Genomic DNA, 23,563 nt, shown 5'->3' with positions numbered 1-23,563 from the left:
GCGGCATGACTTCGAGCACATGGACTAGTGCGAACTTCGCACTAACATGCACACCAACCAAAGCGGCAGTGCAGGCGAGTGCGTGGACGATCGGGTCGGCCATCTGAAGAAATTCCAGAAGGAGCTGTCGGCGGGCACCGTGTCACTGGTGCTGCTGGCGGTGCTGGGGCAGTCGCGCCAGCCGCTGTACGGCTACCAGATCGCCAAACGGCTGGAGGAGCTGGGCGAGGGCGTGCTGGCGGGCAAGCAGAGCGCGCTCTATCCGGTGCTGCGCAACCTGGAGGCGGCCGGGCTGCTGGCCAGCGAGGTGGAGCCTTCGGTGAGCGGGCCGCCGCGCCGCTATTACCGTGTTACCAAGCCGGGGCGGGAGGTGCTGCGCGAGTGGGTCGCGGCCTGGATCGCCACGCGTGATTCCGTCGACAAGGTCCTTCAAGGAGAGGTGTGATGAACGCACCGCGCACGATCAACGAATATCTGCACCAGTTGAAGTCCGCGCTGCGCGGCGCCGATCCGGCGCTGGTGCAGGACGCGCTCTACGACGCGGAGGAACACCTGCGCGCGGAACTGGCCGAACAGCCCACGCGCAGCGAGGCGGAGATGCTGGCCCACGTGGTGGGCAGCTACGGTGCGCCGGACGAGGTGGCCGAGCTCTATCGCGACCAGGAGATCAGGATCCAGCGTGCGCTGCGTCCGCCGCCGCCGCCGAAGCGCCGCTCGCTGGCCGGGCGCTTCTTCGGCGTGGCGGCCGATCCGCGCACCTACGGCGCGCTGTTCTACATGGTGCTGGCGCTGGCCACCGGCATCTTCTACTTCACCTGGGTGGTCACCGGCGTGTCGCTGTCGGCCGGCTTCTCGGTGCTGATCATCGGCTTGCCGTTCATCGTGCTGTTCTTCGGCTCGGTGCGCGTGCTCTCGCTGGTGGAGGGACGCATCGTCGAGGCGATGCTCGGCGCGCGCATGCCGCGGCGTCCGCCATACCCGGCGCAGCAACTGACGCTGATGAAGCGCATCGGCGCGATGTTCACCGATGGCCGTACGTGGACCACGCTGCTCTACATGCTGCTGATGCTGCCGCTGGGCATCGCCTATTTCACCATCGCGGTGACGCTGGTCTCGCTGTCGGTCGGCTTCATCGGCGCACCGATCGTCTGGGCCTTCGCGCCCGGGTGGATGAAGGATGCCTACGTCAACGGCCAGCCGATGGTCGACTGGGGCTTCGGCGCCCACGTGCCGGGCTGGGCCGACGCGATCGCGCTCTGCCTGCTGGGCGTGCTGCTGCTGTTCGCCACGCTGCACCTGGCACGCGGGCTGGGCCGCATGCACGGGCATGTGGCGCGTCATCTGCTGGTGCGCGGTTGAGCCAGATGCGGGCGCCCGGCTCTTGCCCGAGGAGAGGGCCGGGGTGAAGGGCCGGGGCTCGCGGGAAAGCCTCCCGACACCCGGTTCTCAGAAATCCTCCCCGTCGACGATTTCCAGCCCGGCATCCAGCCGCCGCGCCTCCGACTCGGCCACCACGCGCACTGCGTCCGCGCACATGTCGTTGGGCGCATCGACCTCCAGCATGAACACCCGGCCTTCGCTGTCGTCGACCAGGTTGGCCGAACTGGAATCGTCGCGCACGCCCAGCATGAGATCCTCGATCTCCTCGATGTGTTCGATGCCGTCGATACCGTGCAGCACGTTGATGATCGAGTCGGCGGCGTCGCGGTTGCCGATCAGGCGGAGGCGGATCATGGACATGGCGGGGCTCCAGGCGGGTCGGTGGCAAAAATGCTGGGGCGCGCCGCGTGTGCGCCGGGTGATTGCCAGGCCGTACCATCGGTTCTTTTGCGGAAATCCCGTCGCCATGCCCAAGACCTACGACCGCGCCTATTTCGACAAGTGGTACCGCGACCCGCGCCACGCTGTGGCCTCCGCGGCGGAGCTCAAGCGCAAGGTCGCGCTGGCGGTGGCCATGGCGGAGTACTACCTGGGGCGTCCGTTGCGCAACGTGCTGGACGTCGGCTGCGGCGAGGCACCGTGGCGCGCGCCGCTGCGCGCGCTGCGGCCGGACGTCGACTATCGCGGCCTGGATGCCAGTCCCTACGTGGTGGCGCGCTACGGGCGCAGCCGCAACATCGGGCTGGCGCGCTTCGGCCAGCTCGAGCACCTGCGCTTCGACCAGCGCTTCGACCTGATCGTGTGCACCGACGTGCTGCACTACCTCAGGCCCGCCGAGATCCGCGCGGGCCTGGTCGGCATCGGCGAGATGCTGGAAGGCGTGGCGTTCCTGGAGGCATTCACCAGCCGTGACGACGTGGTGGGCGACCGCGAGGGGTTTTTCTCGCGCCCGCCGTCTTGGTACCTTCGGCAATTCGCGCAGGCCGGCCTGCTTCCCTGCGGCTCGCACGGATACCTGGGACCCAGGCTGGAGCGGCACATCGCGGCCCTGGAGCGTGCGCAGGCAGCCGGCTAGGCGTTCACGGCGCGCATGGAGGCAGGCCGCATAATCGGCGTTTGCCCTGATCCTGCGGGCTGATCGTTCAAGAGGTAACCATGTCGACAGGTGGGGAACGCACCCATGACCGGATGGTGCAGGCGCTGGACACGCTTGCCCTGGTATTCCTCGATCCGGAGGGGCGGATAACCAGCTGGAACGCCGGCGCCAGGCGCATCTTCGGCTTTGCCGCCGAGGAGATCGTCGGCCAGCCGTTCGAAATGCTCTTCACGCCCGAGAGTCGCAAAGCCGGTCGCCCTGCGCACGCCCTGCGTGCCGCGATGCAGGATGGGCACGACGAGGAGACCGGCTGGCGCCAGGGCAGGGGCGACCGGCGCGTGTGGGCGCGGACCATCCTGGAAGCGGTGCGCGGCGACGCAGGCGAACTGCTCGGCTACACCTACCTGGCCCGCGACATCCATTGGCCGGTCCAGGCCGACGAAATGCTCGGCACGACCGAAAAGCAGTTCAGCCTGCTGGTGCAGGGCGTGCGCGACTACGCCATCTACCTGCTCGACCCGGAGGGCCACGTGGCCAGCTGGAACGCGGGCGCCGAACGCATCAAGGGCTATCGTGCCAACGAGGCACTCGGCAGGTATTTCGGGAACTTCTACGCAGAAGAGGATGCCAGCGCCGGCCAGCCGGCGCGCAACCTGGCGATCGCGCGCGAGCTGGGCGTGTTCGAGGGCGAGGGCTGGCGGCGGCGCAAGGACGGTTCGCTGTTCTGGGCGCACGTGGTGATCGACCGGCTGACCGACGAGGACGGCCACATCGTCGGCTTTGCCAAGATCACCCGCGACGTGACCGAGAAGAAGCTTGCCGAGGAGGAGCTGTCGAAGGCCCGCGAGGCGCTGTTCCAGGCACAGAAGACCGAGACGATCGGCCAGCTCACCGGCGGCGTGGCGCACGACTTCAACAACCTGCTGATGGCGGTGATGGGCAACCTGGAGCTGCTGCGCAAGTGGCTGCCGGCTGCGCCGCGGCCGCACCTGCTGCTGGACAACGCAATGGCCGGCGCACAGCGCGGCGCCTCGCTGACCCAGCGCATGCTGTCCTTCGCACGCCGGCAGGAACTGCATCCGCGGCCGGTCGACGTACCGCTGCTGGTGCACGGCATGGCCGACCTGCTCAGGCGCTCGCTGGGGCCGGAGATCCGCATCGGCACCAGCTTCCCGCTGCAACTGCCGCGGGTGCTGATCGATCCCAACCAACTGGAGCTGGCGCTGCTCAACCTGGCGGTCAACGGCCGCGATGCGATGCCGCAGGGCGGCCGGCTGGAAATCGGCGCGCGCGCCGAACCGGTGAGCGCCGGACATTCCACCCTGTTGCCGCCGGGCGACTACGTGTGCCTGTGGGTGGCCGACGAAGGCCACGGCATGGACCCGGACACGCTCAAGCGCGCCACCGAGCCGTTCTTCACCACCAAGGGCGTGGGCAAGGGCACCGGCCTGGGCCTGTCGATGGCCTACGGCCTGGCCGAGCAATCGGGCGGGCGCCTGTTGATGCAGAGCCAGCCGGACAAGGGCACCACGGTGGAGATCTGGCTGCCGGTCGCCACGGTCGAGGTGCAGCCGGCGGCGCCGTCCGTCGGCGAGCCCGACGAAATCCTGCAGGCCGCCGAGCCGGTGACCCTGCTGGTCGTCGACGACGACGACCTGGTGCTGCTGAGCACCATGGCGATGGCCGAGGACATGGGCTACGCCGTGCATGGGGTCAAGTGCGCCGAGGAGGCGCTGGCGTACGTCGACGGAGGCGGCGAGGCCGACGTGCTGGTTACCGACCAGGCGATGCCGGGCATGACCGGCGCACGGCTGGCGCAGCTCCTGCGCAAGCGCCATCGCGGGCTGCCCATCGTGCTGGCCTCCGGCTATGCCGAACTGCCCGAGCTGCCGGTGCCCGACATGGTCCGGCTCAGCAAGCCCTTCACCCGGCGCGAGCTGCACCGCGCGATCGGCGAGGCGATGGGGCAGGTCGGCGTGGCCGACGAGACCGGCTGATCCGGCGCCCTGCGGCGGTCGACCGGCTGCGCAGGCCGGCCGGGCGGGAAAGCCAGCCCTTTCGCGGACGCCACGTCCCCCGCACACGGCCTGCGGTAAAGTGCCTGGGCTGACCGCAGGTAGAGGTAAGGCCGCCATGCAGCACCCTGCCGCCCCGCTCGCCACGCAGGCGCCCGCCGACAAACCGGCCGGCGAAGCGCGCCTGGACCTGGCGACGCGTGCGGCGGAGCTGGGGTTCTGGGAGTGGAACCTGCTCGACAACAGTTTCGTCTACTCCCCGCGCGCCCGCGAGATCTGCGGCCTGCCGCAGGACGACGCGCCGCTGCGGCTGGAGCAGTTGCAGGCGCTGACCCACCCCGAGGACATGCCGCGCACGCACGCCATGCTGCTGCGCGCGATCGACCCGGACATCCGCGAACGCCTGCCCTACGAGTACCGGGTGGTGCATCCGGATGGCGAGATCCGCTGGGTGGTCGCCAACGGCGAGGCGACGTTCGCCGCGGTGGATGGCGTCACCCGTGCCGTGCGCTACGTCGGCACGCTGCAGGATGCCACCGAGTCGCACCAGCTCCGCCGCGCGCTGGAGACCACCGAGACCCGCCTGCACCTGGCCGTCGAGGCCGGTCGCATGGCGGTGTGGGAAGCCGACCTGCGCGAGGACGCCATCGCCGGCTCGCCCGAGCTCAATCGCCTGCTGGGCTTTCCCGAGGACGCCCGCCCGACCGTGGACCAGATCCGCGCCGGCTATGCGCCTGGCGAGCGCGAGCGCCTGCAGGCCTGCATGCGCGATGCCGTGGCGCGCGGCGACCGCTTCGTCGAAACCGAAATGCGCTACCGCTACCCGGGTGGCGAACCGCGCTGGCTGCTGCTGCGTGCGGAAATCCAGCTGGACGACGGCGAACCGGCGCGCGCCGTGGGCGTGCTGATGGACATCACCGACCGCCGCCGTGCCGAGGAGGCGCTGCGCGCCAGCGAGGCGCGGCTGCAACTGGCCCAGCGGGTCGGCCACATCGGCGTATGGGAGTGGGAGCTGCCCTCCGGCGACGCGCGCTGGTCGCGCGAGATGTACCTGCTGTTCGGGCTCGACCCGGATGCCGGGATCACGCCCGAGCAGGCCTGGCTCGCCGGCGTGTTCCCGGAGGACCGCATCGCCGTCGACGAGGCGGTGCGCCGCAGCACCGAAGGCGGCCAGCCGGTGGACGTCGAGTTCCGCATCCGGGCCCATGGCGAGACCCGCTGGCTGCGCTCCAAGGGCACGCCGGTCACCACGCCCGACGGCCGCGCGCGCATGATCGGCGTCAACCAGGACGTGACCAGCACGCATCGCCAGAAGCTCGCGCTGGAGGACCGCAACCGCGCGCTGCAGGAAGAGGCGGTGCAGATCGGTCGCGAGCGCGAGCGGCTGTTCGAGCTCAGCCGCGACATGTTCGGCGTGGTCGGGTTCGACGGATACCTGCGGGCCGCCAACCCGGCCTGGACGCGGATCCTGGGCTACGACACGCACAGCCTGCTCGCACGTCCGTTCCTGGAGCTGATCGATCCGCAGGACCGCCCCGCCGCGAGGTCGGCCATGGCCGGGCTCAAGCGCGGCAACGTGGCGGCACCGTTCGAGAGCCGCATGCCTTGCGACCATGGCGGCTGGCGCTGGATCGCATGGACCGCGGTGGCCGAGGACGAACTGATCTACACGGTCGGCCGCGACGTTACCCATGAAAAACTCGCCGCGCACGAACTGGAGGCGGCCAACCGCCAGTTGCGCAACCAGATCGAGGGCCGCGAGCGGGTCGAGGCCACGCTGCGCCAGATGCAGCGGTTGGAGGCGGTCGGCCAGCTCACCTCCGGCGTGGCGCACGACTTCAACAACCTGCTGACCATCGTGCTGGGCAACCTCGATCTGGTCGACATGACGGTCGACGATCCGAAAGTGCGCCGGCGGCTCGACCTGATGCGCCAGGCCGCCCTGCGCGGTGCCACGCTCACCTCGCAACTGCTGGCGTTCTCGCGCCGGCAGCGGCTGGAGCCGAAGGTGATCGACCTCAATGGCACGGTGCAGGGCATGAGCGAGCTGCTCAGGAGCACCATGGGCGGCAGCATCGCGGTCAGCGCACGGCTGCAGCCGGACCTGTGGAGCGCGCTGGTCGATCCCACGCAGATCGAGCTGGTGATCCTGAACCTGGCGATCAACGCGCGCGACGCCATGCCGACGGGCGGCAGCCTGGCCATCGAAACGGCCAACGTCACGCTCGCCGAGTCACAGGGGTTGCCCGGCGAACCCGAGCCGGGCGACTACGTCGCCATCGCGGTGATCGATACCGGCACCGGCATGTCCGAAGAGGTGCTCGCGCGGGTGTTCGAGCCGTTCTTCACCACCAAGGGCGCAGGCAAGGGCTCCGGGCTCGGGCTGCCGCAGGTGTTCGGCTTCGCCCAGCAGTCCGGCGGCGGCATGCGGATCGAGAGCCGGCCCGGCATGGGCACCACCGTATGCGTCTACCTGCCACGCGCGCATGCCGGCAGCGTGGCCGATCCGCCGGCGCCCGATACGCGCCGCCGCGACGGCGCCTCGCCGCAACGCCGCGTCGCCCTGCTGGTGGACGACGACAACGCCGTGCGCGACATCACCGCCGCGCGCCTGCGCCAGCTCGGCTTCGAGGTGCTGGAGGCAGGCTCCGGCGGCGCCGCACTGGACCTGCTCGACCGTAACGCGCAGGTCGACCTGCTGGTGGCGGATTTCGCGATGCCGGGCATGAACGGCGTCGAGGTCGCCCAGCAGGCGCGCACGCGCCGGCCCGAACTGCCGGTGCTGTTCGTCACCGGCTACGCGGACCAGACCGCGCTGGCGGGCGTCAGCGAGGAGCGCGTGGTGCAGAAGCCGTTCCGCGACGACGAACTGGAGCGCAAGGTGCGCATGGTGGCCGGCGTCTAGCTCCGGCCACGGAGGAGCCCACGCCGCCCGGGGGCATGGCGCAGTGGGCAAACGCCTGCCGCCTGCCTACCATGCGGGGGTTACTCCCACGCAAAGGAGCTCCCGTGAACCGATTGCTCGCCTCCGCCGTCACCGCGGCCATGCTCACGCCTGCGCTCGCCGCGCTGGCCACCGACCTGCCGACGTTCGATCCGCACCGGCTCTCGCAGGAGGTCCGGACGCTGTCCTCCGACGCCTTCGAGGGCCGAGGCCCGGCCACGCCGGGCGAGACGAAGACGGTCGACTACGTGATCGCGCAGTACAAGGCGGCGGGCCTCGAGCCGGGCGGTGCCATCGTCGACGGCAAGCGCACCTGGACCCAGCCGGTGCCGCTGGGCCGCTTCGAGATCGTCGGTACGCCCACGCTCTCGCTGAGCGAGAAAGGAAAGAACGTGCCGCTCACCCAGGGCGAGCAGATCGCCGTGCGCGCGTCGATGGACGGCACGCGCAAGGTCGACATCGAGCATGCGCCGCTGGTGTTCGTCGGCTACGGCGTCGACGCACCCGAGCGCCACTGGGATGATTTCAAGGGCGTCGACCTCAAAGGCAAGATCGGCGTGGTGCTGGTCAACGACCCGGACTTCGAGGCCGGCCGCGGCGACTTCGGCGGCAAGGCGATGACCTACTACGGCCGCTGGACCTACAAGTACGAAGAGGCCGCGCGCCAGGGCGCGCTGGGCATGCTGGTGGTGCACGAGACCGCGCCGGCCTCCTACGGCTGGGCCACGGTGAAGAACTCCAACACCAACGTGCAGTTCGACATCGTGCGCGACAAGCCGGCCGCCGAACACCCGACGTTGGAGGGCTGGATCCAGCACGACCTGGCGGTGCAGATGTTCAAGGCCGCCGGGCTGGACTTCGCGGCGCTGAAGAAGCAGGCGCAGACGCGCGACTTCAGGCCGGTGACGCTCGAGGGCGTGACCTTCTCGGCCAAGTACGACGTCGACGCCAAGGTGATCACCTCGCAGAACATCGTCGGCCACATCGAGGGCAGCAAGCGCCCGGACGAAACGGTGATCTACAGCGCGCACTGGGACCACCTGGGCGTGGGCGCACCCGATGCCAAGGGCGATCGCATCTACAACGGCGCGGTCGACAACGCCACTGGCACCGCGGCGCTGATCGAGCTGGGCCGCGCCTTCGCCCACGCACCGCGGCCGGCGCGTTCGGTGGTGTTCCTCAACGTCACCGCCGAGGAGAAGGGCCTGCTGGGTTCGGAGTACTACGCCACGCATCCGCTGTACCCCGCGGGCAAGACCGTCGCGGACATCAACCTGGATGCGCTCGACCCGCAGGGCGTGGCCCGCAACTTCAGCATTTCCGGCAACGCCAAGCTGGGCCTGCTCGACGAGCTGATCGCGCTGGCCAAGACTTACGGCATGAGCTACGCGCCCGACCCGCATCCGGAAGCGGGCAGCTTCTTCCGCTCCGATCATTTCTCCTTCGCCAAGCAGGGCGTGCCGGCGATCTCGTTCGAGTCGGGCAACGACCTGGTCAAGGGCGGCAAGGCGGCGGGCGAGGCCGCGGGCAAGCTCTACAACCGCGAGCACTACCACCAGCCGTCCGACGAATGGCAGGCCAACTGGAGCTTTGCCGGCATGGCGCACGACCTGCGCCTGCTCTACCAGCTCGGCTACCAGTTGGCCGATTCGGACACCTGGCCGGAATGGTCGAAGGATTCCGAGTTCCGCGCCGTACGCGAGAAGACCGCCGACCAGCGCAAGTGAGCGCGCGTCTCCCCGGCCCTGGGGCCGGGGAGACGGTCTACTGCGGTACGGTGATGTTCCGGCGGCTGAGCGGGTGGCCTTGCGCATCCGTCGCCAGCAGCCGGTACTTGCCGGGCCGCAGATACAACTCGCCGGCGGACGCGCCGTCGGCCGGCCGCAATCCATCGTCGGCCTTGCCGTAGCGCGGCGGCGGATCGAATGCCAGGCGGTCGGCCGCGATCGCGTCCTCGCCCTCGTCCGCGTAGCGCGCCTCGACCAGGCACGGATACGCCTCCCTGCACATGTCTTCGCCGCGTACCGCATAAGGCTTGCGCAAGCCGCCCAGGGACAGCCAGGTCGGGCGTCCGCGCCGCAGCACCGGCGGCGGAAAGAACACGCTCACGTCGTAGCCCGCGCGCAACGACCACGGCTTGCCGTCCTTCTCCATGAACACCAGCGGCTGGTCCGGCGCCAGCTTCTGCATGACCGGCAGGTAATAGGGATGGTCGTGCGCGGAATCCGGATGCGGAATCAGCACGACCTGGTCCACGGTGAGCGGATCGATGCCGCTGATCGTGCGGAAATACTCGGCCATCGATCGCCCGCCCAGATAGGGGCCGCTTTCCTGGATGTGTCCGTAGCCGGCGTCGAGCACCAGCCGCGCCTGCGGATGCTGCTTGAAGACCCGCGCATAGAGGTTGCGCGCCTGCCGGCTTTCGCGCGCGTCGCCGCCGCTCTCGGTTTCCGCCTCGTAAGCCACTACGCGGTAGCCCAGCTTGAGCGCGGTGCGCACCATCTCCGCGCAGATCGGTTCCTGGGTGTAGAAGCCGGTGCCTTCGACCGGGTAGCCGCGCGCAGCGAGCTCGTCGTCGCTGGCGTAGAGCGTCTCCGCGGCGAAGGTGTCGAAGCCTTCCTCGCGCAGCCTGGCCAGCAGCTCGACGGTCAGCGTACGGGTCAGCGGCAGGTGATGGGCCTCGTTGAAGAACACCGCCTGGCGGTCGCGCGCGAGCATGGCGATCGCCTCGACGGCAGGCTGCGGCTGCGCCTGGCTCTGCAGTGGCGAGGGCCGGTCGTCCGGCTGCTGCAGTTCCTGGATCGAGAAGTTCGCTGCCGCGTTCGGATAGTCGCCGATGAAGGTCTCGTACCAGGCCAGGTACTGGCCGATGATCGCCTGGAACGCCGGATTGGCGTCGCCGGCGCTGGCCGCGGCGAGCATGGCTTCGTAGCGGCCAAGCAGGCTCTTGCGCGTGTCGGCCTCGCGCATCAGGCGATCGGCCTTGTCGGCGGCGCGCATCTGCATCGCGTGCCATTGCTCCGGCGTGGGCGGCGCCTTCTGTTCCGGCATGGCGGCGACGCCGCTGCTCAGCAGTGCAGCGGCGAAGCAGGCAAGGGGCGGCCAGCGGAAAGGCACCGCGTTGCTCCAGCGCAGGGCGTCGAGCGCAGTCTGCGCCGATCCGGCGGCGGTGCAAGCGCCACTTTCGCGGAAGAGGCTCAGGCCGGTCGCGAAGCGGGCGGCACCGGTGTCTCCACGGTCCGGACGGCCGGCCGCACGCGGAACGCCAGGCTGATGCGCGGCCCCATCGGCGCGCGCTGCTTGGGGATGCCGTGGTCGTAGTGGAACTGGCTAGCGTAGTCCATCAGCAGCAGGCTGCCGGCGGCCAGGTCCAGGTGCAGCACGCGCCGCGGCGGGCGCTTGGCGCGGATCACCATCTCGCGCGTGGCGCCTAGCGACAGCAGCGCGATCGGCTGGCCGCGCACCAGGTCTTCCAGCTTGTCGTTGTGCGGCGCCACGCTGTCGTGCTCGTCGCGGTAGAGGTTCAGGCCCACGCTGGTGAACGGCGCATCGACCGCCGCGCGCACGGCGGCCAGCGCCTCGGGCAGTGGCGCGGGCAGGTGCGGATCGTCCAGCTCGAAGTGCGCGCGCAGGCGCGGCACGTCCACCTCGCGCTCGTACATCAGGCGCCGGCCGCCGCGCCAGGCAATGCCTTGGAACAATTGCTCGAACCAGGCCTGCGCGGTGGCCGCGGGCACCAGCTCCGGCGTGTAGGCGACGCGGCCGCTGGCATCGTCGAAGAGCACCTGCGGTGCGGCGCCGAACAGCGAGAACTGGCCCATGGCGATGCCCTCAGTCCTTCGGCTCGTTGGCCCGCTCGATCGCGCGCCGGCGCGCACGCCAGGTCTCGGTGGTCTGCGGCTTGATGAACAGCGAGGTGACGTCGGCGTGCCGGCTCTTGACCGCCTTTTCGATGCGGTTGATGCATTGCTCGATCTGCGGCGTGGTCAGCCGGTCCTCGAACTCGGCGCTCAATGCCGCGACCACGGTGTGCGGCCCCATCTGCACGGTCAGCACGCCGTTGACGTGACCGACGCCCGGGTCGTTGGCGGCGATTTCCAGCAGCGATTCGCGCAGCCTGGGGTGCGCCGGCTCGCCGATCAGCAGGCCCTTGCTCTCGCGCGCCAGCAGGCCCGCGGCGATCGCCAGCACCACCGCGATGCCGATCGAGGCCGCACCGTCGAGCTCGGGCAGGTCGAACACCTGTGCGCAGACCACGCCGGCCAGCGCGATCAGCAGGCCGAGCAGGGCGGCCGAATCCTCCAGCAGCACGGTGAAGGTGCTTGGATCCTTGCTCTGGCGGAACGCCTCGAAATAGCCCATCGAGCCCTTGGCGACGCGGAACTCGCGCAGCGCGATGGCCCAGGAACCGCCTTCGAACAGCATCGATACGCCCAGCACGATGTAGTTGATCAGCGGGTTGCTGATCGGTTCGGGATGGCGCAGGTGGCCCACGCCCTCGAACAGCGACACGCCCGCACCCAGCGCGAACACCAGCAGCGCCACGATGAAACTCCAGAAATACAGCTCGCGGCCATGGCCGAACGGATGCACCGCGTCCGGCGGACGCGCCGCGCGATGCATGCCGTACAGCAGCAACAGCTCGTTGACGGTGTCCACCAGCGAGTGCACGCCCTCGCTGAGCATCGCCGAACTGCCGGAGAAGCTCGCCGCGACGAACTTGGCGATGGCGATCGCTAGGTTGCCGGCCAGCGCGGCGTAGACGACCAGGCGCGAGTTGGACGAGGACATCGGGCGTCAGTCCTCCACGTAGCGCCGCTGGCACAGCTCGCAGAAGAAGCTGCGGCGGTTGGTCCGGCCCAGGTAGGCGCGATGGAACTTCACGTGGTCGCGCGGGCAGAGGCTCTGGTTGTGCGCCAGCCAGTGCTTGCGCAGCACGAACGCGCGCTTCCATGCGAGGAACTCGAAGCTGTACCGGCGCGCCTGCTCGACCAGTTCGCGCAGCTTGCGCGGCGGCAGTGCGCCGACGGTGGAGAGCGGATGCGTACGGATGCGGAACAGCACCTCGTTCTTGATGATGTTGCCCACGCCGGCGAACACGTCCTGGTCCAGCAGCGCGTCGCAGACCAGCGTGTCGGGCATCGCGCGCAGGCGCTTGCGCGCGAGCGCAGGATCCCAGGCGTCGGACATCACGTCGGTGCGCCAGTCGTAGAGCTCGTCCAGGTCGCCTTCGATCAGCCGCACCGAGCAGCTGTAGAAGTTGATTTCGCCTTCGTCGAACTGCAGGCTCAGCCGCGGCGCGGCCTCCTTGCGCTCGTCGATACGGTAGCTGCCGAACATCAGCAGGTGGATGCGGATGGTGACGTCCGGCAGTTCGATCAGCGTCTGCTTGCCGAAGCTGCGGAAGGCCACGACGGGCTGGCCGGCGAGCCGCTGCATGTCGATCTTCGCGTTGCCCTCCGCGCGGCGGATCGTGCGCCCGGTGAAGGGCGCCAGTTCCTCGCGCAGGATGACGATCGAAGGGCCTTCGGGCACGGTTCACCGGTCGTGGCTGCCTGCGACCATTCTGGGCGGGGCAGGAGCATGTCCAGGTGAACGGAGCGCGGGTTGGCGTCGTTCCCTCAGTCGCCGAGCATCCGTTGCAGCTCCAGCGCATCCCCCGTTGCGTGCCCAAGCGCGGTGTTGTCGAAGATGCACCACGCATGCGGCGCGTACCGCAGCCGGCGTGCGATGCGCTCCAGCACCTGCGGCGGGTAGGCGTCGTAGTACATCCGTGGCGAGCCGTGCAGGCGCAGATAGATCCGGCTCCGGTCGCCGCCCGGCAGTGCCGCGCGCGGAACGCGTGCCGGGTCGGCCGCGACGCGCGAGATGCCGAAGCCGCGCAGGATGCGATCGACCTCGACGCGGAACCACGAGGGATGCCTGGGCTCGCAGGCCAGCGGCCCGGCATGGCGTTCGCGCAACCGTTCGAAGAAGGGAAGCACCACCGTCGCGTCGAAGACGAGGCTCGGCGGCAGTTGCAGGAGCAGCCAGCCCAGCTTGTCCCCGAGCTCGCCGGCCTGGTCGAGGAACGCATCGACCAGCCCGTCGCAGGCCCGCAGGCGGCATTCGTGGCTGATCGCGCGAGGCATCTTGGCGGCGAAACGGAAACCGGCCGGCACGCTGTCGCCCCAGCGCCGCCAGGTCGCGGGGCGATGCGCGCGGTAGAAGCTGGAATTGATCTCCACGCAGCCGAACACCTGCGCGTAGCGCTCCAGTGTGCTGCCTTCGGAGGGGAACGCGCCGGCGTGCGCCTTGGGAATCGACCAGCCGGCGCAGCCGATGCGGGTGGTGGTCACGGGATCATCCGTTCGCCCTTGGCACAGGTATGACGCGGCGGCATCGGGGTGTCCTCCGACGCCGCCGCGCTGCGCTCAGGGTGAACGGTCCAGATCGCGCAAGGTTCACTTCGCCGGCTTGCGGAACCGGTACATGAACTGGTCGGTATGCCCGCGTATCGACTTGTCGAATACCTTGATGTCGTGCGGGTCGGCCGGGTTGCGCAGCGCATCGCTCTCGCCGTCGAACACGAAGCCGGCCGACTCGACCTGCTTCTTCACGATGGCCGGGTCGATGCGGTGCAGCGTGTCGGTGTCGCGCATGCCCGAGCCGGCCGGCGCCACGTGATCGATCACGATGAACACGCCGCCGGGCTTGAGCACCTTGTAGACCTGCTTGTCGAGCACCACCGGATCGACGTTGCCCATGAACTTGTCCGGATAGTCGTGGTAGTTCTGCGAGGTGAACACCACGTCGACCGATTCGGGTGCGTCGAGCTTCGCAGCCGGCTGGGTCAGCACGCTGACGTTGGCGTAATGCGGCTGGCCGGCGAGCGTGCGCAGGTTGGCCACGTCGGACTTCGCCTCGGCAGCGTACTCATTGGGCCATAGCGCGTAGACATGTCCCTTCGGCCCGACCACGCCGCTGAACACGCGGGTGAAGTAGCCGCTGCCGGGGATCAGTTCCAGCACCTTGTCGCCGGGCTTGACCTCGGCGAAGGCCATCACCTGCGCGATCTTGCGGCGGGCGTCGTCGCTGCGGTCGGACTGGCGGGCCGGATCGTTGATGGCGGCTGCGAGATAGGGCGGCTGCGCGTGCTGCGGCGAGGCGGGCGCGGCGTGGATGGCAGGCAGGGCGAGGGCGATCACAGCGGCAAGGGCGAGCGTGCGCATGTCAGAGGCTCCATCGGGTTGGGCCTGCGATTGTGCGCCCGGCCCGGGCGCGGCAAGGCCGTGACTTGTGGGAGGGGTGGAAGGCCGCCGGCCGATCGTCCCTGATCCATCGCCGCAGGCGCACGAAACGAGCCCGGCGCCCGCCAGGCTCGACCGATTCGCCTCGGGGCCGTCCCTGGCCATGCCGGCATCCTTGCCACGTGTCGGAGGTTGCCTGCCGGCGGCGCTAGCCGCCCGCCGTCGACGTCGGCGCGGGCATGGCGGTGGACGAGGATGGCGGCATCGTGGCCGGCGGTGTCGTCGCGGTGGATGCCGGCGGCGGCGTCATCGGCGTGGTCGGCTGGGTGGCGGATGGTGCCGTGGCCGACGGGGCCGCCCCGGGCTCGGCATTCTCGTTGCCGGCATGGTTGCAGGCGGCGAGCGCGAACGAGGAAGCCAGCAGCAGGCTCCAGCACAGCATGCGGATCTTCATGGCAGTCTCCTTCAGTGAACGGGTCAGTGCGGCTGGGATACGGCGCGGGTCACTTCGTTCTGCAGCGAGCGTGCGTCCGAGCGTTCCAGGTCGGCCAGCGAGACGATGCCGCACAGCGCGCCCTTGGCGTCGACCACCGGCACACGCCGGATCTTCTGGCGCTCCATCAGCTTGGCGCAGTCTTCCACGCTGGCGTTCTCCTGGATCACCACGGGCGGCGCGGTCATGCAGTCCTGCACGCGCACGTCCAGCGGATTGCGGCCGGCGGCCAGCGTCCGCACCACCATGTCGCGATCGGTGATCACGCCGATCGGGTGGCGGTCCAGGTCCACCACCGGGATCTCGCCGACATCCTCGTCGCGCATCGCGCGGGCGACCTCGTCGAGCGGCGAGGTGGCCAGGCAGAACTTGGGATTGCGGGTCATCAGGCGGTCGAGATCCATGGGCACTCCGGGCGGGGCGGGGAAGGCGGGACGGTGTGGATGTTCCTCGCGCCCGGTTGAATGCGATGTGCGCGGATCATGAAAGAGGCGTGCAAGGGCGGTATGCGCCTTCAGCTTCTGCTTCGTCTTGGCGGAGGAGGGAAGGCTGGCTTTCGCTCCCTATCCACTGGGGAGAAAGCTGCCTTTGCTCCCTCTCCCCTGCGGGGAGAGGGCTCGGCTTGCGGCAAGGTTCAGGTCAACGCCGTCGGCTGATCGAACGGCAGCAGCGTGCCCCCGGCGCGGACAAGTGCGGGCTCGGCACGCGCCAGCAACTCCTTGTCGCCATCGAGCACCACCAGGATGCGGCCGGCCTCGATCTCGCCCTCGAACTTGCGTCGTACCGGATCGGGCACCGAAGCCCCCGCCAGCGCGCCGGTCCAGCCGCCGGTCAGTGCACCGGCAAGGGTCAGGCCGGCCACGCCAGCCACGGTGATGCCCACCGGCGGGATTGCCACCGCCACCAGCCCGGCCAGCAGCCCGATGGCGCCGCCGCCGACCACGCCGCGCAGTGCGGCCGGGTAGAAATCGCTGCCAGCCTCCTTGTGCTGCTCGGGCGCGGCTTCCAGTTCGATGTCCGAGCGGGCGATGAGCGAGATGTCGCCTTCGGGGATGCCTGCGGCGCGGGCGGCCTGCATCACCGTCTTGGCCGCTTCGATGTCGGGCGTGCTGAATACGTGGCGGGTCTTCATGACGCTCCTCGCGGTGGGAATGGCGGGCGCGGGGACGGCCCTTCGCCATCCTTGGCGAGCGCGGGTTGGCGGGATGTCGGCTGCGGGTGTCCATCGCGTGAGTGCCGGCCGTACCATCGGGGCATGGATCCTGCGTTTCCCATCGACGATCCGCCGCCGGTCCGCCCGGTCGAGCCGGATCCGGGCGACTGTTGCGGCGAAGGCTGCGTGCACTGCGTGCTCGATCGCTACGACGAGGCGATGGAGCGCTACCACGTCGCGCTGGCGGCCTGGCGTGCGCGCCACCCCGAGGCGCCGGCGCCCTGACGGCTTTCATCCGGCCCGCTGGCCGGTCGCGTACAGACGGCCCGTGCACGCCTGCCTGCTAGTCTCCCCGCATGCCGCCGAACACCGCGCCCGTGCTGGTTGCCGGCGCCGGCCCGACCGGGCTGGCCGCCGCGCTGCTGCTCGCGCGGCGTGGGGTGGCGGTGCGCATCGTCGACAAGGCGCTCCTGCCCACGCGCCATTCCAAGGCGCTGGCGGTCAACCCGCGCACGCAGGAACTGCTGGAGGACACCGGCGTCACCGCGCGCATGCTCGCCGAGGGCTGGACCGTGCTCGGCCTGACCCTGCACCGCCCCAGCCATGACGACGTCGCGGTGCCGCTCTCGCCGCTGCTGGATACCCATCGCTCGCTCGTCTCGCTGCCGCAGGCTCGTACCGAGGCGCTGCTGGCTGAGGCGCTGCACGCCCTCGGCGTCGAAGTCGAGCGCGGCGTGAAGCTCGATGCGCTGGAGCAGGGCGACGACGGCGTTTCCGCCAGCCTGGTGCATGCCGACGGCAGTATCGAGCAGGTGCGGGCCCCGCTGCTGTATGGCGCGGACGGCGCGCACAGCACGGTGCGCCAGGCGCTGGGCCTGGCCTTTCCCGGCGACGAGCTGCCCGAGCCATGGCAACTGTGGGACCTGCGATTGGCTACGCCGCTGGATCCCGACCGCGTCCACCTGATGCTGTTGCCGGATGGCTTCCTCTTCGTGCTGCGTGTCCATGGCGATCTCTGGCGCGTGATGGGCAACGGCGCCCATCCACTGGATGCGCTACCGCCCGGTACCGTCTGCGGCGAAGTGGAGTGGCAATCGCACTTCCACATCGCGCACCGCGTCGCCGAGCGCGCCGGCGTCGGCCGCGTGCTGCTCGGCGGCGATGCGGCGCACATCCATTCGCCGCTGGGCGCGCGCGGCATGAACCTCGGCATCGAAGACGCCTACGTGTTCGCCGACTGCGCCGCCGACGCTCTTGGAGGGCACCTCTCGCGCCTGGCCAGCTACGCGCAGTTGCGTCATCCCGTGCACCGGCGGGTGGTACGGCGCATCGCCGCATTGACCCGGCTGATGCACGGACATCCCGCCGCCCTGCGCGAATTGCGCGACGAACTGGTGCCACGACTGATGCATTTCGGCCCGGCGCGACGCCAGTTCTTCCGCGTGGCTGGCGGCCTGGACCATCCTGTCCGCACACGCGGGTAGCCATGGCGTGACGCAGCGGATGGACGTCCGAACGTGCACTGGCTCGCACTTGCCGGCCGGTTGCGTTGCTCGTGCCGTCACGCGCCTGTAGATTCAAGCGGGTAAGTCGCTTCTTGGGGGATGATGATGAAAAAGTTTGCCTGGGTGGTCGGCAGCGCGTTGCTGCTGGCCGCGTGTGGAGGGTCGCAGGAAACGCGCGTCCCGGTGGCGCTGGGCAGCCTGGTGGCGCCGTCCTCGGCGCCGTGGCTGCAGGTGGATCCGCAGGACGAGCCGGACGTGCCGGTGCGCGGGCTGGATGACGCGGTCACGCTGACGCCCACGCCGTCGGTATCCGATGTGCTGCAGGCACGCCTGCGCCACGCGCTGGAGCCGTCCTACTTCACCGACCTGGTAGTTCATTGCGAGCAGGTGTCCGCCGAGATGCGGATGGACACGGAGGCGACGCCCGCGAGCATCACGCTGGAGCTGGGTGCGCATTGCACCATCAACGCGCGCGGGCTCGGTTCCAACGCGACCTACCACGCGTCGCCCTCGATGCCAGCACCGGCGCACGCGGACTACGCCAAGGCGCTCGCCTCACTACTCGCCACCGGCGCCGATGACATCGCCCGGCAGTTGCGTACGGACGTGGACGCCACCGCGCACTGAGGCAATTCAGGCCTGCGCCGGCATGAACTGCCGGCGCAGATCCTGTTGCCCGCGCAGCAGTACCGGCGTGGGGAAGCAGGTGGGCCAGGTCCCGCTGTAGTCGAGATCCGGATCGAGCCGGCCCCGCTCCACCAGCAGTTGCACCATCGCCAGCGGGTCGGCACAGGCCAGCGCCTTGCCCAGCGCGGAGGCCGGCGGTGCCGGAGCGTCGACGCGCTCGACCAGCGCTTCGATCACATTGGCAGGCATGTCCCAGTGCCGTACCGCGCGCAGCGAGAGCCGCGCCCCGATGCGCATGCAGCCGGCGAGGAACGGCGAGGAGAACGGCTCCAATGAAGGCGGCGCCTCCTGGTCCAGCAGGCGCACGATCGCACCGGTGCCGGTGTGGCAGACCATGCCGGCCAGGAACGCCTCGAACGTATCGCAGCCGCCGTGGCGGCCGAGGAAGGCGGCCGCGTGCGCGCAACGCTCGGCGTGCTCCCACAGCCACGGCCCGGCCATGTGCCCGCGCATGCCCGCGCTGGCCTGCAGGATCGGCTTCATCACGTGCAACGTGGCGACCTGGCGCAGCGCGTCGCGGCCGAGCAGCACCACTGCGTGCTGCAGGCTGTGGATGGGCTGCGCCGTGCGGAAATGCGCGCTGCCAGCCACGCGCATCACCTCGCCGACCAACACTGGGTCGCGCCCGATCATCGCCGCCAGTTGCGAGCCGGCGAGATTGTCGTTCTTCAACGCGCGCAGCAACTGCGGCAGCACGCTGGGCAGACGCGGCAGGGCGCTCACGTCGAAGCGCTCGGCGATGGCCTCCAGCCGCCGCAGCGTCGCCTGCTCGGCCTGGCCGATCACATCGTCGGTGGCGTCGGGCAGGCCCAGCACGAAACGATGGAAGCGGTCCTGCACCACCACCAACGGCGGGCCGGCATCGACCGGCGCAGGCGCGTCGGCGACCACCGCCATCCGCGGGGCGGGGGCAGGGCGGGGCAGGGCTTTCCTCGGGGCGAACAGGCGCCGCCACATGGCTCTCATCCTGATGCAGGTCCCATTGCGTGCTTCGCACCGTATCGGCCCGCGGGCGCAAAAATGTAGCCGCTTGCCGACCTCTCCGGGCCAAGTCTGCTTTTCGCTGTGCTTCCCATGGGGACCGCCCTTGCTGGCATTGCCCGCGATCGCCCCCAGATACCGGCGATCCGCCGCAGGAGCCGTACATGATCCCGTTCTCGATCCTCGACCTGGCGCCCATCACCGAGGGCAGTGACGCCAGCGAAGCCTTCCGCAACACGCTCGATCTGGCCCGGCTCGGCGAACGGCTGGGCTACCGCCGCTACTGGCTGGCCGAGCACCACAACATGCCCGGCATCGCCAGCGCCGCCACCGCGGTGCTGGTCGGCCACGTCGCCGGCGGCACCTCGCGCATCCGCGTGGGCGCCGGCGGCGTGATGCTGCCCAACCACGCGCCACTGCAGGTGGCCGAGCAGTTCGGCACGCTGGCCGCGCTGTATCCCGGCCGCATCGATCTGGGCCTGGGCCGCGCGCCCGGCACCGACCAGGCCACGATGCGCGCGCTGCGCCGCTATGCCGACGCCGCCGAGACCTTTCCCGACGACGTGCTGGAGCTGTTGCACTACTTCGAGCCGGCCACACCGGGCCAGGCCGTGCGCGCGGTGCCGGGCGCAGGGCTGGACGTGCCCGTCTGGCTGCTCGGCTCCAGCCTGTTCAGCGCGCGCCTGGCCGCCGAGCTGGGGCTGCCTTTCGCCTTCGCCTCGCATTTCGCGCCCGATGCGATGGATACGGCGTTGGCGATCTACCGCCGCGAATTCCGGCCGTCCCCGCGGCTCGCGCAGCCTTACGCCATGCTCGGCCTCAACGTGGTGGCCGCCGACACCGATGCGCAGGCGCGCCGCCTGTTCACCACCCAGCAGCAGAGTTTCGTCAACCTGCGTCGCGGCCAGCCGGGGCTGGTCCCGCCGCCCATCGACGACATCGAGGGCTGGTGGACGCCGACCGAGAAGCTTGGCGTCGAGCGCGCGCTCGCCTGCGCCGTGGTCGGCGGCCCGGCCACCGTCGAACAGGGGCTGTCCGACTTCATCGCCCGACACCGGCCGGACGAACTGATGCTCACCGCGAACATCTTCGAACACGCCTTGCGGCGGCGCTCCTTCGAACTGGCCATGCAGGCGGGCGAGCGGATCGCCGGGACCGTGGCGTAGCGATCTTCCCGACGAGAAAGCGCAGGCCGGACGGTGCAGGCCGGACGAAGGCATCGGCCTGATGGCGGCGAGCCCGCGCCACGCCGGCTACGAACGCTCGAACGTATCGGCGCCGGTCATCATGGCGCGCCACCATGGGGTCTTCTTCAATGCCGCCGGCGCGCCGTCGCTTGGCGGAGTGAGCATGCTGTCGGCAGCGACATACCACAGGGTTTCCATCCGCCCGTCGCGCAACAGGCCGGTGTAGGAAACCACCATGTCGCCCGCCGGCGTGGAACCTGCGCCAGCGAAACTGATGCAGTCGCCCCGGTGCACGCCGCTGATCTGGACGTCCTGTCCGTAGAAGCCGCTGTCCTTCAAGGCCGTGCGAAACACGCCCTTGATCGCGTGACCGGCGTCGTCGGTGATCTCGACCACCGACCCGTATTGATTGCGCCAGGTGCCGAGCCAGCAGCCCATGTCGCCCCCGATGCCGTGGGAAAGCCGGCTTTATGGACGCGTCAACGTCCAGAGGCGGTCAACGCACCGCCCATGCTTGGCCGGCCAGCCTGGTGCCGCGCCTGGCGAAAGGTCGCCTACTGGCCTTCCGGCGGCTGCCAGAGTTCCACCTTGTTGCCCTCCGGATCGATCACCCAGCCGAACTTGCCCTGTTCGGAGATTTCGCTCTTGTCGAGCACGTTGCAACCTTCGCTGCGCAGCGCCGCAAGCAAGCCATCCAGGTCCGCCACACGAAAATTCACCATGAAAGGTGCGGAGCTGGGTGCCATGTAGTCTGTGTCCTGGGTGAACGGGCTCCAGAGCGTCATGCCGAGCGGGCTGTCAGCGCCGCCCCACGGGAAAACCACGCCGCCCCAGTCGGCCACCTCGAGCCCGAGATGGTCGCGATACCACGCTCCCAGCGCCTTGGGATCCCTGGCCTTGAAAAAGATTCCACCCAATCCGGTGACACGCTTCATGGTGAGCTCCAAGGTCTGGTCGTTACTTCGCGCGCAGGCTAACGCCGAAGGCTGGATTGCGCACATTCTTTTGGTTACGGCGTCGCATCGGCTGGGCGAACCGTCAGGCCGAAGCCAACTGTGACCGAACGTCGGATGGAGCACGGACCTGAGCACGCGTGCCAGGGATGTCGCTCTCAGGACTGCGGGTCGAACTGGAAAACACGCAGTTCCTGGGCACAACGGCAGGCCTTGGCGATACGCGAGGCCCACGCTATGGCTTCCTCGCGCGACGGCAGTTCCAGCACGGTGAAGCCGCCATCGAGCGGCGGTGCCCATGGGTAGCCGCCCTCGACGATCGCACCGTCAGCAGAGACGAGTACGGACGGGACACTTTCATCGATGCCGCCGCCGAAAACGTAGACGCCAGCGTCCTTCGCCTCGTCGATCACGGCGTGCGAGTCGCGACCGACCGCTTCCCACTCGCTGTCGGGCACGACCATCGCTGCGCTGGGGAAGGAGATGAGGTATTTGGCCATGGTGCTTCTTTTGGGACGATGGCGGTCGTGAGGGATGTTCGGCTTGCGCCTGCCTGGGCCGAACGCGAAGCGACCTCGACTCTAGGGGAACGTCAGGCCGCCGCGAGCGCACTGACCATAACGTAGTACCCATCCGGATCGCGGAGGGCGAACTCCATGGTGCCCGTGTTGGGGTTGATATTGGGCTCTTCCTCGAGTCGTGAGACGAGCGCCCGGGCGCGGGCCAGTGTCTCGTCAAAGTCATCTACGCGGAAGAACAACAGAAGTCCGTTGCCAGGCTGGGAGCGCCCGGGGCTGGCCAGCGTTGGATGATCGTGGGAGCCCCACCGGTAAAGGCAGAGCAGGACCGTGCCGTCATCATCCTGGATCTGCCCGAAATAGCTGTGAGCGGGACCCGCCCTGGGTCGTCCGAACAGCGACCGATACCAGTCGAAGCTGCGAGCCACATCGGCAACGCCAATGATCGTCCAGGTACGCCTCATGGTCTCTCCTACGGTTTGGTGCAAGAGTTGAGCGCGCCCGCACGACATCCGCGTTGGCGAGCTTCTATACCGGCACCCAAAGCCCCACACGGCTGGCCTTCGGCTTGGCTAGTAAGTGCCACGATGCCTGATAAAACAAGTCGCCAAAGCAACCCAATTTGGAGGCGGTAGCCACGGACAACGCTGGCGAAGGAATCAGTCCCATACCGATGCCCTGGACGGTTCGACTGATGAGTTCGGAGCTCTAGAAAGCTTCCATAAGGTGCCTCACATTCGACGTCAGCGGCGGCTTTGGGCTGACCCAGCCAGTTCAACGACGCCCTGTCGATAGAGGGGTTAACCCCGGGCTCCTTGAGGACAGGATCCTTGCGGCAAGCACGCAGAGGCCGCGTTCGCTTCCATAGGTCCTAACGTCTGAGTTAAACGGCGCGCGGTACGCGCGTCCGCATGAATGAGTAGTTAGGCGGCGCGATTACTTGGCTTGGATCAACTTGAAATGGCCGCGCGGTGAGCTGCCTCCGAGCCAGAGACTGAAGTAACTGCCTTGTACTGTAGTGCCATCGAGCTCGCCTTGTAGCCACAGGTAGGCATCGCATACTTCGTTGCGACCGATTGTGAGCTGGCCGTTCTCGATCTGATATGACAGTGGCTCCGCTGCTGGGAAGAATTCCTTGTCCTTAGTGGTGGCAGAAATCACGTCCACCACTTTCCATTTTCCGCTCATGCATGAAGCGGCAGCTTTATCGGTGAAAACTATGTTCGCGGTTGTGACTACTTGATGCTCTGGATTCTCGACGTACAGAACCCACTTGCCGGAGAGTTCGGCGCCGAGAGTTGCCGCGGAAGCGCAAAGGCTGGCTGCAATGAGGGCTATGCGCGGGAAGATGCTCATGATGCCTAACGCCCGAATTAAGCGGCGGCGGAGCCGTCCGCTTGAATGAAGAGTTAGGGGCTTGCG

General features: G+C 69.0%; 26 protein-coding genes. 10 read left to right on the top strand and 16 right to left on the bottom strand.

Going from position 1 to position 23,563, the window contains the following annotated elements; translation table 11 throughout:
- Positions 1 to 46 precede the first annotated feature (46 nt).
- Together AAIL17_RS10280 and AAIL17_RS10275 are read left to right on the top strand one after the other, a co-directional pair.
- On the top strand, positions 47 to 445 hold the full coding sequence (locus AAIL17_RS10280; protein WP_424682742.1) for a PadR family transcriptional regulator: 399 nt from the start codon (positions 47 to 49) through the stop codon (positions 443 to 445).
- Positions 445 to 1,359, top strand: a complete 915-nt coding sequence (locus AAIL17_RS10275; protein WP_424682741.1) for a sensor domain-containing protein — start codon at positions 445 to 447, stop codon at positions 1,357 to 1,359. The genes AAIL17_RS10280 and AAIL17_RS10275 overlap by 1 nt, the downstream gene beginning before the upstream one ends.
- A gap of 87 nt (positions 1,360 to 1,446) precedes the next feature.
- Here AAIL17_RS10275 and AAIL17_RS10270 read toward each other — a convergent pair whose 3' ends face one another.
- Positions 1,447 to 1,740 carry a hypothetical protein gene (locus tag AAIL17_RS10270; RefSeq protein ID WP_424682740.1) on the bottom strand — a complete coding sequence of 98 codons (294 nt, stop codon included), beginning with the start codon at positions 1,738 to 1,740 and terminating at the stop codon, positions 1,447 to 1,449.
- A gap of 106 nt (positions 1,741 to 1,846) precedes the next feature.
- Between AAIL17_RS10270 and AAIL17_RS10265 the strand changes: the two genes are divergently transcribed.
- The 4 genes from AAIL17_RS10265 to AAIL17_RS10250 all read left to right on the top strand — a co-directional run bounded on the left by AAIL17_RS10265 (position 1,847) and on the right by AAIL17_RS10250 (position 9,162).
- Positions 1,847 to 2,455, top strand: coding sequence for a class I SAM-dependent DNA methyltransferase (locus AAIL17_RS10265; RefSeq protein WP_424682739.1), 609 nt, complete (start codon positions 1,847 to 1,849; stop codon positions 2,453 to 2,455).
- 80 nt (positions 2,456 to 2,535) lie between these two features.
- Positions 2,536 to 4,473, top strand: coding sequence for a PAS domain S-box protein (locus tag AAIL17_RS10260; RefSeq protein WP_424682738.1), 1,938 nt, complete (start codon positions 2,536 to 2,538; stop codon positions 4,471 to 4,473).
- 136 nt (positions 4,474 to 4,609) lie between these two features.
- Positions 4,610 to 7,396 carry a PAS domain-containing protein gene (locus AAIL17_RS10255; protein WP_424682737.1) on the top strand — a complete coding sequence of 929 codons (2,787 nt, stop codon included), beginning with the start codon at positions 4,610 to 4,612 and terminating at the stop codon, positions 7,394 to 7,396.
- A 140-nt stretch (positions 7,397 to 7,536) separates the two neighbouring features.
- Positions 7,537 to 9,162 (top strand): M28 family metallopeptidase, encoded by a 1,626-nt coding sequence (locus AAIL17_RS10250; protein ID WP_424682799.1) that lies wholly within the window; start codon positions 7,537 to 7,539, stop codon positions 9,160 to 9,162.
- 37 nt (positions 9,163 to 9,199) lie between these two features.
- On the opposite strand, the gene AAIL17_RS10245 is transcribed toward AAIL17_RS10250, so the two are convergent.
- From AAIL17_RS10245 to AAIL17_RS10205, 9 genes are all read right to left on the bottom strand, one after another.
- Complete coding sequence (locus tag AAIL17_RS10245; RefSeq protein ID WP_424682736.1) at positions 9,200 to 10,552, bottom strand: hypothetical protein; 1,353 nt, start codon at positions 10,550 to 10,552, stop codon at positions 9,200 to 9,202.
- An 80-nt stretch (positions 10,553 to 10,632) separates the two neighbouring features.
- Positions 10,633 to 11,256, bottom strand: a complete 624-nt coding sequence (locus AAIL17_RS10240; protein WP_424682735.1) for an alpha-ketoglutarate-dependent dioxygenase AlkB — start codon at positions 11,254 to 11,256, stop codon at positions 10,633 to 10,635.
- Positions 11,257 to 11,266: 10 nt separating this feature from the next.
- Entirely contained in the window at positions 11,267 to 12,226 is a 960-nt protein-coding gene (locus AAIL17_RS10235; protein WP_424682734.1) for a cation diffusion facilitator family transporter, read from the bottom strand.
- Between the two features lie 6 nt (positions 12,227 to 12,232).
- Positions 12,233 to 12,970 carry a DNA-formamidopyrimidine glycosylase family protein gene (locus tag AAIL17_RS10230; protein WP_424682733.1) on the bottom strand — a complete coding sequence of 246 codons (738 nt, stop codon included), beginning with the start codon at positions 12,968 to 12,970 and terminating at the stop codon, positions 12,233 to 12,235.
- Positions 12,971 to 13,056: 86 nt separating this feature from the next.
- Positions 13,057 to 13,773 carry a DUF72 domain-containing protein gene (locus AAIL17_RS10225; protein ID WP_424682732.1) on the bottom strand — a complete coding sequence of 239 codons (717 nt, stop codon included), beginning with the start codon at positions 13,771 to 13,773 and terminating at the stop codon, positions 13,057 to 13,059.
- A gap of 105 nt (positions 13,774 to 13,878) precedes the next feature.
- Complete coding sequence (locus AAIL17_RS10220) at positions 13,879 to 14,646, bottom strand: class I SAM-dependent methyltransferase (RefSeq protein WP_424682731.1); 768 nt, start codon at positions 14,644 to 14,646, stop codon at positions 13,879 to 13,881.
- Between the two features lie 226 nt (positions 14,647 to 14,872).
- Complete coding sequence (locus AAIL17_RS10215) at positions 14,873 to 15,118, bottom strand: hypothetical protein (protein WP_424682730.1); 246 nt, start codon at positions 15,116 to 15,118, stop codon at positions 14,873 to 14,875.
- Between the two features lie 23 nt (positions 15,119 to 15,141).
- Positions 15,142 to 15,561 (bottom strand): CBS domain-containing protein, encoded by a 420-nt coding sequence (locus AAIL17_RS10210; RefSeq protein WP_424682729.1) that lies wholly within the window; start codon positions 15,559 to 15,561, stop codon positions 15,142 to 15,144.
- A gap of 230 nt (positions 15,562 to 15,791) precedes the next feature.
- Positions 15,792 to 16,289, bottom strand: coding sequence for a hypothetical protein (locus AAIL17_RS10205; protein WP_424682728.1), 498 nt, complete (start codon positions 16,287 to 16,289; stop codon positions 15,792 to 15,794).
- A 123-nt stretch (positions 16,290 to 16,412) separates the two neighbouring features.
- Here AAIL17_RS10205 and AAIL17_RS10200 point away from each other — a divergent pair, with 123 nt between their 5' ends.
- The 3 genes from AAIL17_RS10200 (at position 16,413) to AAIL17_RS10190 (ending at position 18,442) form a co-directional block, all read left to right on the top strand.
- Positions 16,413 to 16,595, top strand: a complete 183-nt coding sequence (locus tag AAIL17_RS10200) for an oxidoreductase-like domain-containing protein (RefSeq protein ID WP_424682727.1) — start codon at positions 16,413 to 16,415, stop codon at positions 16,593 to 16,595.
- A 71-nt stretch (positions 16,596 to 16,666) separates the two neighbouring features.
- On the top strand, positions 16,667 to 17,794 hold the full coding sequence (locus tag AAIL17_RS10195; RefSeq protein WP_424682726.1) for an FAD-dependent oxidoreductase: 1,128 nt from the start codon (positions 16,667 to 16,669) through the stop codon (positions 17,792 to 17,794).
- Positions 17,795 to 17,920: 126 nt separating this feature from the next.
- Positions 17,921 to 18,442 carry a hypothetical protein gene (locus tag AAIL17_RS10190; protein WP_424682725.1) on the top strand — a complete coding sequence of 174 codons (522 nt, stop codon included), beginning with the start codon at positions 17,921 to 17,923 and terminating at the stop codon, positions 18,440 to 18,442.
- A 6-nt stretch (positions 18,443 to 18,448) separates the two neighbouring features.
- Here AAIL17_RS10190 and AAIL17_RS10185 read toward each other — a convergent pair whose 3' ends face one another.
- Entirely contained in the window at positions 18,449 to 19,459 is a 1,011-nt protein-coding gene (locus tag AAIL17_RS10185; RefSeq protein ID WP_424682724.1) for an HDOD domain-containing protein, read from the bottom strand.
- Between the two features lie 188 nt (positions 19,460 to 19,647).
- Here AAIL17_RS10185 and AAIL17_RS10180 point away from each other — a divergent pair, with 188 nt between their 5' ends.
- Positions 19,648 to 20,649 carry an LLM class flavin-dependent oxidoreductase gene (locus AAIL17_RS10180; protein WP_424682723.1) on the top strand — a complete coding sequence of 334 codons (1,002 nt, stop codon included), beginning with the start codon at positions 19,648 to 19,650 and terminating at the stop codon, positions 20,647 to 20,649.
- Positions 20,650 to 20,736: 87 nt separating this feature from the next.
- Here the strand turns inward: AAIL17_RS10180 and AAIL17_RS10175 are convergent, their stop codons facing one another.
- From AAIL17_RS10175 to AAIL17_RS10155, 5 genes are all read right to left on the bottom strand, one after another.
- Complete coding sequence (locus AAIL17_RS10175; protein WP_424682722.1) at positions 20,737 to 21,108, bottom strand: hypothetical protein; 372 nt, start codon at positions 21,106 to 21,108, stop codon at positions 20,737 to 20,739.
- A gap of 116 nt (positions 21,109 to 21,224) precedes the next feature.
- A complete protein-coding gene (locus AAIL17_RS10170; RefSeq protein WP_424682721.1) occupies positions 21,225 to 21,605 on the bottom strand; it encodes a VOC family protein in 381 nt (126 codons plus the stop codon).
- Positions 21,606 to 21,781: 176 nt separating this feature from the next.
- On the bottom strand, positions 21,782 to 22,123 hold the full coding sequence (locus AAIL17_RS10165) for a YciI family protein (RefSeq protein WP_424682720.1): 342 nt from the start codon (positions 22,121 to 22,123) through the stop codon (positions 21,782 to 21,784).
- A 92-nt stretch (positions 22,124 to 22,215) separates the two neighbouring features.
- A complete protein-coding gene (locus AAIL17_RS10160) occupies positions 22,216 to 22,605 on the bottom strand; it encodes a VOC family protein (protein WP_424682719.1) in 390 nt (129 codons plus the stop codon).
- 472 nt (positions 22,606 to 23,077) lie between these two features.
- The coding region (locus AAIL17_RS10155; protein ID WP_424682718.1) for a hypothetical protein at positions 23,078 to 23,563 on the bottom strand (486 nt) is incomplete at its 5' end.

Origin of the sequence: Frateuria sp. YIM B11624 (assembly GCF_049727805.1) — a bacterium.
Taxonomy (GTDB): Bacteria; Pseudomonadota; Gammaproteobacteria; order Xanthomonadales; family Rhodanobacteraceae; genus Frateuria_A.
This window is presented reverse-complemented; position numbering and strand designations above follow the sequence as displayed.